Annotated in this window: 13 protein-coding genes and 1 pseudogene; 12 read left to right on the forward strand and 2 right to left on the reverse strand. The window is 45.3% G+C overall.

Going from position 1 to position 14,242, the window contains the following annotated elements:
• The first annotated feature begins 8 nt into the window (after positions 1–8).
• The 5 genes from AC1RJL_RS11785 to AC1RJL_RS11805 all read left to right on the forward strand — a co-directional run bounded on the left by AC1RJL_RS11785 (position 9) and on the right by AC1RJL_RS11805 (position 4,365).
• On the forward strand, positions 9–689 hold the full coding sequence (locus AC1RJL_RS11785) for a MotA/TolQ/ExbB proton channel family protein (protein WP_492914179.1): 681 nt from the start codon (positions 9–11) through the stop codon (positions 687–689).
• A gap of 69 nt (positions 690–758) precedes the next feature.
• Positions 759–1,307 carry an ExbD/TolR family protein gene (locus tag AC1RJL_RS11790; RefSeq protein ID WP_492914180.1) on the forward strand — a complete coding sequence of 183 codons (549 nt, stop codon included), beginning with the start codon at positions 759–761 and terminating at the stop codon, positions 1,305–1,307.
• Positions 1,304–1,819, forward strand: coding sequence for an ExbD/TolR family protein (locus AC1RJL_RS11795; protein ID WP_492914182.1), 516 nt, complete (start codon positions 1,304–1,306; stop codon positions 1,817–1,819). Before AC1RJL_RS11790 ends, AC1RJL_RS11795 begins: the two co-directional genes overlap by 4 nt.
• A gap of 1 nt (position 1,820) precedes the next feature.
• Positions 1,821–2,798: a TonB family protein gene (locus tag AC1RJL_RS11800; RefSeq protein ID WP_492914184.1), complete on the forward strand. Its 978-nt coding sequence runs from the start codon at positions 1,821–1,823 to the stop codon at positions 2,796–2,798.
• A gap of 409 nt (positions 2,799–3,207) precedes the next feature.
• On the forward strand, positions 3,208–4,365 hold the full coding sequence (locus AC1RJL_RS11805) for an AGE family epimerase/isomerase (RefSeq protein ID WP_492914186.1): 1,158 nt from the start codon (positions 3,208–3,210) through the stop codon (positions 4,363–4,365).
• A gap of 198 nt (positions 4,366–4,563) precedes the next feature.
• Here the strand turns inward: AC1RJL_RS11805 and AC1RJL_RS11810 are convergent.
• Positions 4,564–4,653, reverse strand: a pseudogene (locus AC1RJL_RS11810) (hypothetical protein); the annotation flags it as partial.
• Between the two features lie 283 nt (positions 4,654–4,936).
• On the opposite strand from AC1RJL_RS11810, the gene AC1RJL_RS11815 reads away from it, so the two are divergent.
• The 4 genes from AC1RJL_RS11815 to AC1RJL_RS11830 all read left to right on the forward strand — a co-directional run bounded on the left by AC1RJL_RS11815 (position 4,937) and on the right by AC1RJL_RS11830 (position 8,364).
• On the forward strand, positions 4,937–5,479 hold the full coding sequence (locus tag AC1RJL_RS11815; RefSeq protein ID WP_492914188.1) for a hypothetical protein: 543 nt from the start codon (positions 4,937–4,939) through the stop codon (positions 5,477–5,479).
• A 17-nt stretch (positions 5,480–5,496) separates the two neighbouring features.
• Positions 5,497–6,303, forward strand: a complete 807-nt coding sequence (locus tag AC1RJL_RS11820; RefSeq protein ID WP_492914190.1) for a hypothetical protein — start codon at positions 5,497–5,499, stop codon at positions 6,301–6,303.
• Between the two features lie 218 nt (positions 6,304–6,521).
• Positions 6,522–7,304, forward strand: coding sequence for a hypothetical protein (locus tag AC1RJL_RS11825; protein ID WP_492914192.1), 783 nt, complete (start codon positions 6,522–6,524; stop codon positions 7,302–7,304).
• Positions 7,305–7,554: 250 nt separating this feature from the next.
• A complete protein-coding gene (locus AC1RJL_RS11830) occupies positions 7,555–8,364 on the forward strand; it encodes a hypothetical protein (protein WP_492914194.1) in 810 nt (269 codons plus the stop codon).
• A 78-nt stretch (positions 8,365–8,442) separates the two neighbouring features.
• Here AC1RJL_RS11830 and AC1RJL_RS11835 read toward each other — a convergent pair whose 3' ends face one another.
• Complete coding sequence (locus AC1RJL_RS11835) at positions 8,443–9,444, reverse strand: LacI family DNA-binding transcriptional regulator (RefSeq protein WP_492914195.1); 1,002 nt, start codon at positions 9,442–9,444, stop codon at positions 8,443–8,445.
• Between the two features lie 318 nt (positions 9,445–9,762).
• Here AC1RJL_RS11835 and AC1RJL_RS11840 point away from each other — a divergent pair, with 318 nt between their 5' ends.
• The 3 genes from AC1RJL_RS11840 to AC1RJL_RS11850 all read left to right on the forward strand — a co-directional run bounded on the left by AC1RJL_RS11840 (position 9,763) and on the right by AC1RJL_RS11850 (position 14,228).
• Positions 9,763–11,685, forward strand: a complete 1,923-nt coding sequence (locus AC1RJL_RS11840) for a sodium:solute symporter family protein (protein ID WP_492914197.1) — start codon at positions 9,763–9,765, stop codon at positions 11,683–11,685.
• A 140-nt stretch (positions 11,686–11,825) separates the two neighbouring features.
• Entirely contained in the window at positions 11,826–13,007 is a 1,182-nt protein-coding gene (gene mgp130, locus AC1RJL_RS11845) for a 4-O-beta-d-mannosyl-d-glucose phosphorylase Mgp130 (RefSeq protein WP_492914199.1), read from the forward strand.
• Between the two features lie 3 nt (positions 13,008–13,010).
• The gene (locus tag AC1RJL_RS11850) at positions 13,011–14,228 is read left to right on the forward strand and encodes an AGE family epimerase/isomerase (RefSeq protein WP_492914201.1); all 1,218 of its coding nucleotides are present in this window, start codon (positions 13,011–13,013) and stop codon (positions 14,226–14,228) included.
• Positions 14,229–14,242: the final 14 nt, after the last annotated feature.

Below are 14,242 nucleotides of genomic sequence, written 5' to 3' on the forward strand. Positions count from 1 at the left end.
ATAAAGTTATGGATACCCTGATTCGTTTTTTCCAAGAAGGCGGTGCCTTTATGTATCCCATTGCAATCGTATTGGTAGTTGGGATTGCGATTGCGATAGAACGCTGGTTGGTACTAACTTCGGCAAAAAATGCCAATCGTCATGCATTTAACCGCATCCTACCTATGCTGCAAAAAAAAGATTATGCGGGCATTGTAAATTTGGGCAAAGGTGACGCTGCACCTATTGCACGTATTATTGGGGCAGGTATTGCACGCATGAGCCAGTCTCCTCGTCGCGATGATATTGAGTTGGCGATGGAAGAAGGTGTTATGGAAGCAATGCCACGCCTTGAAAAACGCACACCTTATTTGGCGACACTCGCCAATATTGCCACCTTGCTCGGCCTGCTTGGTACCATTATTGGATTGATCCAGGCATTTACTGCCGTGGCAAGCGCTGATCCGGCAGAAAAAGCTGCGTTACTTTCTTCGTCGATTGCTGTTGCGATGAATACCACTGCATTTGGTTTGATGGCTGCGATTCCACTCTTGCTGGTTCACTCAATGTTGCAAAGTAAAACTACCGAAATTATCGATAGCTTGGAGATGGCGGGTGTGAAATGTTTAAACATGATTACTCATGTGCAAGATGTGCCACGCAGTCGTATGCAAGACGCTAGTGCAACCAAACCGCAAGCGGCGCAATAATTCAATCGGCTCATCACTTAACGCTGATTATTTTAAAACCTATTTAGTTGCACAGAGTGGATTCAATCTATGCGCATCAAACGGCGATTTAAAGCGGACGCGGAGCTCGACATTACTTCCTTTATGAATCTCATGATCATCTTGGTGCCGGTATTGTTGATGGGCATGGTACTTGCGCGCACAACTGTACTTGACCTGAAGTTGCCTGATATGGCTGATTCTAGTATTCCATTGAGCGAGGAACCTTCACAGCAATTGGAGTTGATTATCCGGGCGGACAAATTTGAAGTGAACTACCCGGCGGGAATTAAATTAAAGTGGGTCGAAAAAACACCTGATGGTGAATATGATTTCAAATTGCTTGCCAGTGTATTACAAGAGACAAAACGCTTATTGGAAGACAAGGGTATTCAGAAAAAAGATATTTATATTCTGTCGGAAAAGGAAACTGACTATCAAACGTTAGTAACTACGATGGACACAGTGCGTTCCTTTAAAGCTGTGGTGGCGGCGAATTTGGTAGATGCGGAATTGTTTCCGGAAATTTCGTTAGGCGATGCACCTCCTCCCGACAAATCCATTGGTGCAGCAGCGAGTCCGGCAGGGGGGACACAATGAAGCAATCTTTGCGTGCCAAACGTATGGCCAAACATCATCGCCGCTTGAGTCAAGTACCCAGTCTTAATTTAGTCTCGTTGATGGATATCTTCACAATTTTGGTATTTTTCCTGCTGGTAAACTCCGGCGATGTAGAAGTTTTGCACACTGATAAAAGTATTAAATTGCCCTCATCTTTTTCAGAACAAGTGCCAGAAAATAATTTGGTAGTGCTGGTGAGTGCAAGCGATGTAATTGTCGGTGGACGATCTGTGGGGAGTGTTGCGGATCTTGTTGCTTCGACTGAAAATAATTTTGTTCCGTTGGAGCAGGAGTTGAAATATCTTGCGCAAAAAGCAGGACCGCTAACAAAAGAAACACAGTCGATCGGCCGTCCTGTGACTATTATGGCGGATCAAAAAGTTCCTTATGAAATTTTGAAAAAAGTTATGGCTACTTGTGCAGCAGCCGAATATCGCAATATTTCTTTGGCGGTAACCAAGAAAGAATTGCCTGCAAATGGAGGCGGTTGATATGGCTGGCCTCACCTTGAGTCTGGAGTTGCCATGGAGTTCATCAATCGATGATGACAAGCGGTTCAATAAAATTTTATTGATCAGTTTTGTCGTGTTATTGCTGGCTAGTGTGGTAATTACCACCATCAACGTACCGGAAATGGCACGTACTGAAAAAGAAAAATTACCGCCGCAATTGGCGCGCGTGGTTTTGGAGAAACAGGAGCTTCCACCCCCTAAACCTGTAGAGCCACCAAAGCCGGAAGAGAAAAAGCCTGAATTAAAACCGGAAGAAAAACTGGCCGAAAAGGTACTCGAGGTAAAACCAGTTGAAAAGCCCAAGGAGCCAATCAAAGCTCCACCAAAAGCAACTCTGGAAAAAGCGCGTGAACAAGCCGAAAACAGCGGTGTTATGCAGTTTAAGGATGATCTTGCCGAAATGCGCGAGATGATGCAAACCTCCGTCATAGAGACAGCGGCAACAACGGTAACGAATAGCACCGGTGAAGCGGCACAGATCGATAGAGCAATGATCACCAGCGGCGCTAAAGTGGCTAGTGGTGGAATCAATACTGCTGCGCTTAGCCGCGATACCGGCGGCACTGCACTCTCAGGGCGCGAAACCACAAGGGTAAAAAGTGGTTTGGCGGAAGGCACGAAAAAATCCGGCCAGGCAACGGCGGGCAATAGTAATGACATTGGTGGCGCAGCGCGGAGCGAAGAAGAAATCCGCAAAATTATGGTGCAGCACCAGGGCGCTATTCAGTCTATTTACAACCGTGCCTTGCGGCAAAACGCTGCGTTGCAGGGCAAGATGGTGGTGAAGATTGTGATCGATCCCAACGGGAGAATTGTGGAGGCCAGTTTGGTCTCAAGCGAATTAGGTGACAGGGATCTGGAAACGAAGATACTTCAGCGTATCAAGTTAATTAGTTTCCCTCCCTCTAATGTGACGCGCACCACACTTAATTACACTTACGATTTCATCCCGCAGTAAGTGTCGCTTCTCGACCAAAGCCCCGGTTCGCCGGGGTTTTGTTTTTTTACCTGCCAAATATCTCCCTGGATTTAGTCATCACGGCAAGAAAATGAGATAAACGATTGAAACCGGTTACATTATTATAGATAATGCACTCGCTAAGGCCTTTTTATTCATGGTATTTTGTTGGTAATCGGTTACAGGTCGATGTTTTCTGGAAGTAGATCACATCTCTGGATTACCGGCGTTGGTTAGTGATGAATTGCCAAGCCATAGCCCGCTGTTGTGTTTTTTTTCCCCGGCTTGTCCGGGGTTTTTTTATTTGCGCCCCGTGTAATCCTCCCGCAAAATGCCCCTGTTACATCAGCCGCAATCAATCCGATCATTACTTTCTCGCCAGGGGCGGCGCTGCGAATTGGGAATCTCTATGACACAAGAATTGCGTGCGGCGGCCAGTCGCCTTGAAAACTGGATCAAAAATGATGCCTTGCCACTCTGGTTAGCGCGCGGCATTGAACCTGTAACCAAAGCCAACTATGAACGTTTAACGCCTGCGGGTGTTCCTGATTTGGAATCTACTACGCGTGTACGTGTGCAAGCGCGCCAGGCATTTTTCTTTGCCGCTGCTTATCATCGCGGCTGGTGTCCGGAAGGTAAAACCGTTGCGAAAGATTTATTGACGTTTGTCCACAAAACCGCAACTCATCCAACGGCCGGTGGCGGTTACACTCATTTGCTCAATAAAGATTTTGTGGTCGTGGATACCAAACAGGATCTTTACGACCACGCCTTTTTCCTGCTTGCCAATGCCTGGTGCTATCGCGCTTTCGGTGAAGAATCGTATCTGCGTGAAGCGGATAAATTAATTGCCCATTTGGATACACGTTTTGGTTCCGCTGTGGGTGGTTGGATCGAAGGTGATTACGACTATGCCTGTCGCCGCCAGAATCCGCACATGCATTTGTTCGAAGCCTTCCTCGCACTTTATGATGCGACCAATGATGCGAAATACCTGGCGCGTGTCGGCGAATTATTTGCACTTTTCCAAGCGCATTTTTTTGATGAAACTCACAGTGTGTTGTTTGAGTTTTTTGACAATAACTGGGCGCGTCTCCCTAACGCCAAAGGCGATACCGTTGAACCCGGCCATATGATGGAGTGGGTGTGGCTACTGGATTGGTATCACCGCCGCACTGGCCGCCCGGTCGCGCAATATACCAAAGCACTTTATGCGCGCGGTTTGGAGATCGGTATGGATAAATCTGGCCTGCTGTTCGATGCGGTTTCCTACAAAGGCGACGTAATAGATTCAAACAAACGCTGCTGGGGAATCACTGAATTAATCAAAGCGAGTTTGGTGCAAATCCGCGAAGGCAATTCGGATGCAGAAGCAATTGCCATCAAAGGCGTAGATGATTTATTTATCTACTATCTTTGTGCATCAACACCCGGCTCCTATGTTGACCAACGCGGTGCAAATGATGAAGTGGTAGTTGATGTTGCTCCGGCAAGTACGCTCTACCATTTGATTGTGGCGGCGATGGAATTATTGGATCATTTTGAGCTTGCAGCTGCAAAAAAGTAGCTCTGTCGTGAAATAAAAAAGCGTGCCGCGATTAGATCGGGCGCGCTTTTTTAATTTTTTAATTTTTTAATTTTATTAGAAATTAATGATGTTAAATTTATTTTAGTACTTCTAATTTAAGTCAAAAATTTTTATTTTTTCTAACGTTAACTCAGTGCATTTACGAATAATAAACTCGGTCGGTAATACGCATTCTCGTTAGTTTAATGGCTCACCTTCAATCACTTTCAACAGCATATCCATCGCCACCTTACCTATCTCTTCCGTAGGTTGCGAAATGGTGGTGAGGCTTGGATTGACCTCTTATATTGATTAGTGTTGTGCAATGATGAAGTGGTAATACTAATCAGCCCGCTTTACCATTTGATCGTAGCAGCAATTAAGTTGGTGGAATTGTTTTTTTGATTATTAGCAAAGGGCTAATTATCTGGTTGACAGTAAATGGTATTAAAATTTATTTTTCAGTAACCGATCTCATCGATGGTATATTGGCTAATGAGCACGGTAGCATTTGATTGCTCGGAATCAGACGATCAATTAATAATCTGCAATGGACCTAAGGAAGCATGCTATGAAAAAAATCCCATTATATTTAATTGCCATTTATTTTGGTGCCACTAGTTTATCTACTTCTGCTACACCTACCGTGACAGTTACAGGTACTCCTACCTCAGGAATAAATCCTAACTATATATCATACGGTGGCCAGACAAGTGGAGTGGACCCTCACCAGTTAGCACAGGCAGCGATGTTTGCTTCTATAGCGGCAGCAAAAAAGAAGGAGTGGGAACTGGAACAGGCTCGACAAAAATGTAAAATGAAAATGGTAGATGATCTCAATAGCTGTAATGAAAGAGCAGTCCTGGGACATGAATTTGTTTCAACAGGTTGCAATATAGTCAAGTGGACTGCTATCCCTGTAGCAGCAGCTTCTGCATGGGCTGGTTTAGAGGGAGAGGCTGCGGGAACTATCATTTTAGGGGCTGGTGCGGCGGCGTTGTATCAAATCGGTGAATCTTGTCAGACAAGTACAGATAGGAGTTTTACAGCAGCTCTTGCAGCTTGTGGGGTTAAACAACTATCTGATGGAATCAAATGTGATGCAATTAAATAATAGCGGAGGGAATGTGCATGCTACTTAACATAGGCAGGATATTTAAGAAGATACTGGTTGTTATCTCGTTACTATATTTAGGCTATCTGGGGTACATAAAATACATAAGTTCTCCAGCTGAAAGTCCCGAAACGACAACTATCGGAGAGATAATTGCGACGAGCCAAATCACGTCAAATGAAGGTTCTGAGGAAGGAGTTAAAGACGTAATTGACCCAGAAACAAATAAGACGAACTCAAGAATGACGTTGGCTGAATTTAGGGGGCTTCAGGATTGGGATGAAAGACATGGATATTTTTCAAAAGAGGATTTTGAAATGTATGAGTCCTATGACGAGGAAACATTGAAACAGCTTTCAGCAAATGGTGATGTAAAAGCAATGAGAGTACTTGCAAATTATTACATCGTGAAAGCTCCTCAACCGGAGGCTGCCGCTGAGCAGTTACAAAAAGCGGCGGTTTACGGAGCCACAACTGCTCTTTCTGCTCTTGCATTGCAAGAACAAGGAAAAATAGTTGCAGATGAACTGGATAAAACACCTGAGGGAATTGATGAAGGAATGATTAATGTTATGACCTATTACAAGGTGGCTGCCATGAGGGGCGATCCAAGGGCATCTATAGCACAAATAAATGCGTATGCAGCGGTTTATAAGATTCGCTATGGAAAAGAATTAAAGCCGACCCAGGACCAAGTCAGGAAAATAGAGGAAAAAGCGCGTGAGTTTTACGATAGTTTGCAGCAGGAGCGATATGCGTTAGGATTGGGTGATTTTGACAATTCTACGCACGAATCGATAAAAAAGGATTATTCAATTAATTAAATCAAAAATATATTGTGCGTCATAAAAATGCCGTGATTTAAAGCACGGCATTTTTTTATTTTTATATTGTTTATGTAAAACTAAAGTTTTTTAGCAACTACGTCTGGAGTTATTGGTGCTGTAGCATCAGTACCAACATTTGGTTTTACTGCAGCAGCAGGAATGTCTGGAGCCGTATCATTTGCTACAGCTAGGGTTATATATTGGAATATTTTAATATGAGTAGTAACCCATCTAGAATTATTGGTATGACGATTTGCTTGGTTGTCGTCATGTATTCGGGAAATAAAATCCTGAACTCTAATGATTCAATGATTCAAAAGGCATCTGAAGATCAAGTTATTAAAGTTCCTTTGCGTCAGACAGATACTTCTCATGGTTCTCGTAAAACAGAAACTAATATAAAGTCTTCAGAAGTTAGTGCTAGTAAAAATATTTCCGTAGTTGATGTGTCAAATTTAAAAAGCTGGAGTGAAGATCGTGGTTATATTTCATCGGGCGATATGGCTATGTATCAAGATTACAATCTTCAGACTCTTGAAAATTTGGCTGATAGTGGAGATTCTCGGGCTTTAGATGCGCTTGCGGCAATAAGTATAAAGGCTGGTGACTTTGAAACAGCAAAAGAATACTACTGGCGTGCGGTATCAGTAGGCTCAACTACTGCAATTGGTCATATGGCACTGCTTGCTGAGCCAGGTGGCATTTTGGAAATGAGTGGCTTTGAGCGCAGAGAAAAAATTATCGAAACTATGGCTATTTTGAAGCTGGCCGAAATTCGAGGCGATATTCAAACCGCCACGGTTGTTGGTCAAGGAGTGAAGGCAAGTTATGAATCAAGATTTGGTGCTTTGATTTTTAGCGATGAAGAATCACTGCGAGTTCAAGAGCGTGCGCAGCAGTTATATGAGGAATTGAAATCGCGCCGCAGTGAGATGGGTTTGAATGATTTTGATAATTCAACTCCTATCTTATTGCATGAGATGTATAAGTCGAAATAAAGTTATCGTATTTTTATGGAGTGCGCCGCGATTAAATCGGGCGCGCTTTTTTATTTTTTTGAAATAGATTTCAGAGTTTTTATATGAAGCAGCTGGCTTTGTCATTTTAGAGGCAGGTGCAGCAAATGGGAGAGTCTTGCCAGGCAGATGCAGATCAAGACTATATCGTAGATCTTGCAGCTTGTGGTGTTAAGCAGCTGTCTGATGAAATCAAATGTAATGCTATTAAGTAATAGCGGAGGGAGTGTGCATGCTACTTAACATAGGCAGGATATTTAAAAAGATATTGGTTGTTATCTCGTTGTTATATTTAGGTTACTTGGGGTACATAAAATACATAGTTTCTCCAACGGCAAGCCCTGAAACGGCAACTGTCGGAAAGGTAATTGCGACGAGTCAAATCACTTCGAACGAAGATTCTGCAGAAGGCATTAATAAAGATACGGTTGATCCCCACCAAAATACGGCTAACTCAAGAATGACGTTGGCTGCATTCAGAGAGCTAATGGATTGGGATGAGAGCCGTGGGTACTACTCAAAAGAGGATTATGAATTGTATATGTCATATGGTGAGGATGTATTGAAGCAGCTCTCATCAAATGGTGATGTAAAAGCGATGGAAGTCCTTGCAAGTTATTACATCCAGAAAGATTATCGACCTGATGAAGCTGTGATTCAAATGCGTAGGGCGGCGGTATATGGATCAACAACAGCACTTGCAAGTTTGGGATTGAACGAGCAAGCCGAAATAGTTGCAAGTGAACTGGATAAAACGCCTGAGGGAATTGATGAGGCAATGATTAATGTTTTGACCTATTACAAGGTGGCTGCCATGAGGGGAGATCCAAGGGCATCTATAGCACAAATAAATGCGTATGCAGCGGTTTATAAGATTCGATATGGAAAAGAATTAAAGCCGACCCAGGACCAAGTCAGGAAAATAGAGGAAAAAGCGCGTGAGTTTTACGATAGTTTGCAGCAGGAGCGATATGCGTTAGGATTGGGTGATTTTGACAATTCTACGCATGAGTCAGTAAAGAAAGATTATTCAATTAATTAAGCACAAGGTTACTCCTTCCTGAAAATAAAAACGCCGCGATTGATGAGTCGCGGCGTTTTTATTTATCTGATTGGAAAACTATTTTTTCCCCGGCGCCGGCCCGGTGCTTTTGCGAATAATAAATTCCGTCGGCAATACACACTCGCGTTGGCTGAGTGGTTCACCTTCAATTACCTTCAGCAACATATCCATCGCCATCTTGCCCATCTCTTCCGCCGGTTGCGAAATGGTGGTGAGGCTTGGGTCGGAATATTTTGCGTAGGCGATGTCATCGAAACCGGTGACTGACATATCTTCCGGAATACGGATGCCCTGGTTTTTCAGGGTTTGCATCGCGCCTATCGCCATTTCGTCGTTCATTGAAAAAACAGCGGTGGGGCGCACTTTCATATTGCAGAACTGGAAAGCGGCGTTGAGGCCGGACCACATAGTGAAGTCGCCTTCGGCGATCAGGTCTTTCTCGAATGGGATACCCGCTTCCGCGAGGGCTTCTTTGTAGCCTTCGAGGCGATCAATTGCGTGCGGGTTGTCTTTCAGGCCGGAAATTACGCCGATGCGTTTGTGTCCGAGCGAGATCAAATAATTCACCATGGTTTTGGCAGCGGCGCGGTTGTCGATACGGATTGCCGGGCCGGTGGTGTATTCGCAGCCACAGGCATTAACGCAGGGGATATCGGGCGGAATGTTGTTCTGGCTTTTCTCCGAGCTGGGGCGCAGTTGCACAATGCCGTCGGCTAAACGGGTTTCCACGCGGCGGATATATTCGATTTCCCGCTCGCTGGTGCCGCGGGTATCGCCCAGCAGTACCGCATAGCCTTTTTGTTGGGCGCGGTCTTCTAAGGCGCGGATAAAGAGCGAATAGAAGGGGTTGGCGATATCCGGTACCAATACCACTACCGCATAGGCACGTGCAGAGCGGAAGTTGCGCGCCAGCATGTTGGGGCGATAGCCGACCTGTGCGATAGCGCTATGAACCTTTTCCAGGCTTTCGGCCGAAACTTTTTCGGGGTTGCTCAGGGCTCGTGACACAGTTGCAACAGATACGCCAGCCAGGCGCGCAACATCGCGAATATTGGACATAAAAACGACCTTTGGGAGCCGATAAGGGGTGAATTGATAATTGAATTTATTGGAAATGTGCTTATTTGCAGGAAAATTTACTACAGGTCGTCTAAAGAGACTAGAAAAATAAAATGTAAACGGTTACATTGGCGGCCTATGCCCGTGCTTATGGTCGACTATTCTATAAGCTTGATCTTAACCGCATTGACGATTGCCGTTTTACCCTGAGTCTCAGCCCTCTACTAAAACATTGTTGTGATGAGTTGCCGCACGGAAGTAATGGGATCAGAAACAAGCGATCACTGTTGATCCACATAATAAACCGGAAAGTATTTCATGATTCTTCCTCTGCTTGATATTGCAATTGTCTTGCTGTTTATCTGCTCGACAATATTTGTTGGTTTTTGGGTTTCGTCCCGTGCCTCCAAAGATATGAACAGCTATTTTCTTGGCGGCAATAAACTCAAGTGGTACATGTTGGGTTTATCCAATGCATCGGGAATGTTTGATATCAGCGGCACTATGTGGCTGGTGTATTTGCTGTTTGTCTACGGTCTGTCGAGCATTTACATTCCTTGGCTCTGGCCTACCTTTAACCAGATTTTCCTGATGGTATTTCTCGCCACCTGGCTGCGTCGTTCCGGGGTAATGACTGGTGCAGAGTGGATTATTTTCCGCTTCGGCGATGACCGGGGGGCACGTCTGTCCAACATTATTGTGGTGGCGTTTGCATTGGTGGGCGTGATTGGTTTTCTCGCGTACGGTTTCATCGGCATCGGTAAGTTCGCTTCAGTATTTTTCCCGTGGAAACTCTCCGATGATCCACACATGAATGATGTGTATTACGGATTGGGCATGACCATCATCACCACGTTTTACATTATTAAAGGTGGTATGTTCTCGGTGGTGTTTACTGAGGTGTTCCAATTTATTGTGACGACGATTGCGAGTATCGGTGTTGGTATTGTTGCAATACACAGTGTCTCGCCCGAGATGATTGCTGCGGTTGTGCCGCCGGGTTGGGACAGTATTGCCGTTAACTGGAATCTCAATGTCGACTGGGGCGGTCGTCTGGATGCCGCGAATACAAAAATTGCGGCTGATGGTTATTCACTGTTCGCCATCTTTTTTATGTTGATGTTGTTCAAAGGCTTTTTGTTGAGCCTTGCCGGTCCTGCACCGAATTACGATATGCAGCGCGTGCTCTCCACCCAGTCGCCGCGTGATGCCGCAAAAATGAGTGGCTTTGTAACCGTGGTATTGATGTTCCCGCGCTACATGTTGATCACCGGTTTGACCGTATTGGCGCTTGCCTTCTTTATGAATGATTTGCGTGCGATGGGTCCGAATGTCGACTTCGAGCAGATACTGCCGTTTGTACTGAAAAATTATATTCCCAGCGGTTTGCTCGGTTTATTAATTGCCGGCTTGCTCGCGGCCTTTATGTCCAACTTCGCCGCCACGGTAAATGCGGCACCGGCTTATGTGGTGAATGATATTTACAAGCGCTACATCAATCCTGATGCAGAACCGAAACGCTACGTGCATTTGAGTTACGTTGTGTCGCTGTTGTTTATTGTGATTGGTGTAGCGCTCGGCTTTTTTATTCCGAGTGTAAATACCGTATTGCAATGGATTGTGAGCGGCCTCTATGGCGGTTACACCGCTTCCAATGTGCTCAAGTGGTACTGGTGGCGATTTAATGCCTATGGTTATTTCTGGGGTATGACTGTCGGTATCGTGTTGGCATTGTCGCTCGCAATACCACAGGCTAATACCGCCGTGGCGCATGCGTTGAATGTATTTGGCCTGGAGTTGGATAAGATTGACTTTATCTATGCCTTCCCATGGTTGCTGCTGATCTGTGTGATTACCTGTGTGGTGACTTCATTGATTACCGCACCCTCGGATATGGAAGTACTGAAAAAATTCTATTTGAAAGTGCGTCCTTGGGGCTTTTGGTCTCCGGTGCACGATCTTTGTTTGCAAGAGCATCCTGAATTGGCGAAGAACACTAATTTCCTGCGCGATATGGTGAATGTGATCGTGGGTATCGTATGGCAAACATCACTTGTCGCAGCACCGATTTTCCTGGTGATTCAGCAGTACGACAAATTCCTTATGGCGATGGGACTGGCCGCAGCCGGTGCGCTTTTCTTATGGAAAAATTGGTATCGCCATTTGCAGGATTATCCGGCCGATATCCCACCGGAAATGCTTAAAGGCACTAAAGACGAACATTTGTTAGCGAAACCTTGATAGTTATGTTTGCGCTGCGGCAATCGCCGCAGCGCAAAAAAATTTAACTACGGGTGTAATCGATTACCTAATTAAAGCGGGTGTGTGTTGAAACACATATCACAGCCGACACCAACAAAACTCATCGGAGTATTTGGAACATGAGTAGTTTTAAAGAAAAAGCCAAAGCGCTATTGCAAAAGCACGAGGTATTGATCACCAGGAAGAATGCAGTAAAAACTGAGGGTAACGGCATTTACGATTGCTACGAAAATCCCATTCTCACCGCAGCGCACGCGCCTGTTTTCTGGCGTTACGACCTGAATGAAAAAACCAATCCGTTTTTGATGGAACGTCAAGGCGTTAACGCGGCGTTCAACTCGGGCGCGCTGTATTGGAATGGCAAATATATTCTGGCAGTGCGTGTTGAAGGTGTAGATCGCAAATCGTTTTTTGCGATTGCAGAAAGCCCTAACGGTATCGACAATTTCCGCTTCTGGGATTATCCCATTACCCTGCCGGAAACCGAGCGCCCGGATACCAATGTGTACGATATGCGTTTGACTGCGCATGAAGATGGTTACATCTACGGTTTATTCTGTACCGAGCGCAAAGATGTAAATCATCCTGACGATACTTCCGCCGCTGAAGCACAATGCGGTATCGCGCGCACCAAAGATTTAATTACCTGGGAGCGTTTGCCCGATTTAATTACCTATTCCGGCCAGCAACGCAACGTGGTTTTGCATCCGGAATTTATCGATGGCAAATACGGTTTGTTTACCCGTCCACAAGATGGTTTTATCAGTGTCGGCGGCGGCGGCGGTATCGGTTGGGGTTTAGTGGACGACATGACCCGCGCCGAAGTGAAAGCGGAAGTGATTGTAGACGGCAAGGTTTACCACACCATTAAAGAAGTAAAAAATGGCCAAGGCCCAGCGCCGATTAAAACTGCAGAAGGTTGGTTGAACCTGGCACACGGCGTGCGCAATACTGCAGCCGGTTTGCGCTACACGCTGTATATGTTTATGACTGAATTGGAGCGTCCCTGGGTTATCAGCCATAGCCCTGCAGGTCACTTTATTGCACCGCACGGGGCTGAGCGTGTGGGTGATGTATCTAACGTTGCTTTTGCCAATGGTTGGATTGTTAACGAAAAAAATGAAGTCTTTATCTACTACGCATCTTCCGATACGCGCATGCATGTCGCCACCTCAACCGTAGAAAAGCTGATCGATTATTGCAAAAACACACCGGAAGATGGTTTGCGCTCTGCCGCTTCCGTTGCGGTGCGCAATGCATTGATCAGTGCGAATTTAGCTGTATTGAAAGATTTGGTGTAACGCATGAATACCGTGAGTCTCCCGGTGCGTTTTGCATCTTTGCAGCAGGAATTTCGTCAGGAGTTAATTGCCATTGCCGATTGGTGGGCCAAATATACTGTCGATCGCGATCAAGGCGGTTTTTATGGTGAAATCGATGTAGCCAATAATCCGGTTAAAAACGCGAGCAAAGGCATTATTTTAAATGCGCGTATTTTATGGTTTTTTAGCGAAGTCGCGCAGGAAGTTGATAATCCCGATTATCGCGCCTGTGCAACGCGCGCCTACGATTATGTACTGGCACACTTCTTCGATAACGAGCACGGTGGGGTGTACTGGGAGCTGGATGCAGCGGCAGCGCCCATCAATACCAGGAAGCAAGTCTATGCGCAGGCATTTACTATTTATGCCCTCTGCGCTTACCACCAACTCACGGGTAATGTGCAGGCGCTTGCGCGCGCGTTGGAATGTTTTAATTTGGTTGAACAACACGCAATTGATCATGAGCGCGAAGGTTATCTTGAAGCCTTCACGCGCGAGTGGGGTGTGATTGATGATTTGCGTCTCAGCGATAAAGATTTAAATTATCCCAAATCACAAAACACCCATCTGCATATCCTTGAAGCCTATACAACGTTACATCAAGCGCAACCCACGCTTGAAGTAAAAGCAGCGCTTAAATACAACATCCGGATGTTTGATAAATACATGATTGATAGGAATACGCATCACCTGCGCATGTTTATGGATCGGGAGTGGAAAGATTTTTCTCCCGGCTATACTTATGGTCACGACATCGAAGCCAGCTGGTTAATTGCCAAAGCGCTTGAGTCTTTGGGTGATGAAGCTTATCTCGCCGAGTTGACGCCTACACTCATCAGGATCGCACAAGTGACGGTGAAAGAAGCAATTGGTGAGCAGGGCCAGGTAATCGACTCTTTCGATTTTTCAACCCGTTGCACGAATGTAGACACTGTCTGGTGGGTGCAAGCGGAAGCGCTGGTTGGGTTCCTTTATGCTTACACCACTACCGGTGAAGAGCAGTATTATCGCGCGGTTGAAAACACGTGGCAATTTATTAAAACCTACCAAATCGACCAGGAAAATGGCGAGTGGTTTTGGTTGTCAAAATTGAATGCGCAAAATACCAATCATTATTACAAAGTCGGCTTCTGGAAATGTCCTTACCACAACGGACGCGCAATGATGGAAGCAATTCGTTATTTGCAAAAACTGAGCTGACTATTAACAAGCAA

The organism is Cellvibrio sp. GW822-FHT04B05 (genome assembly GCF_058800985.1).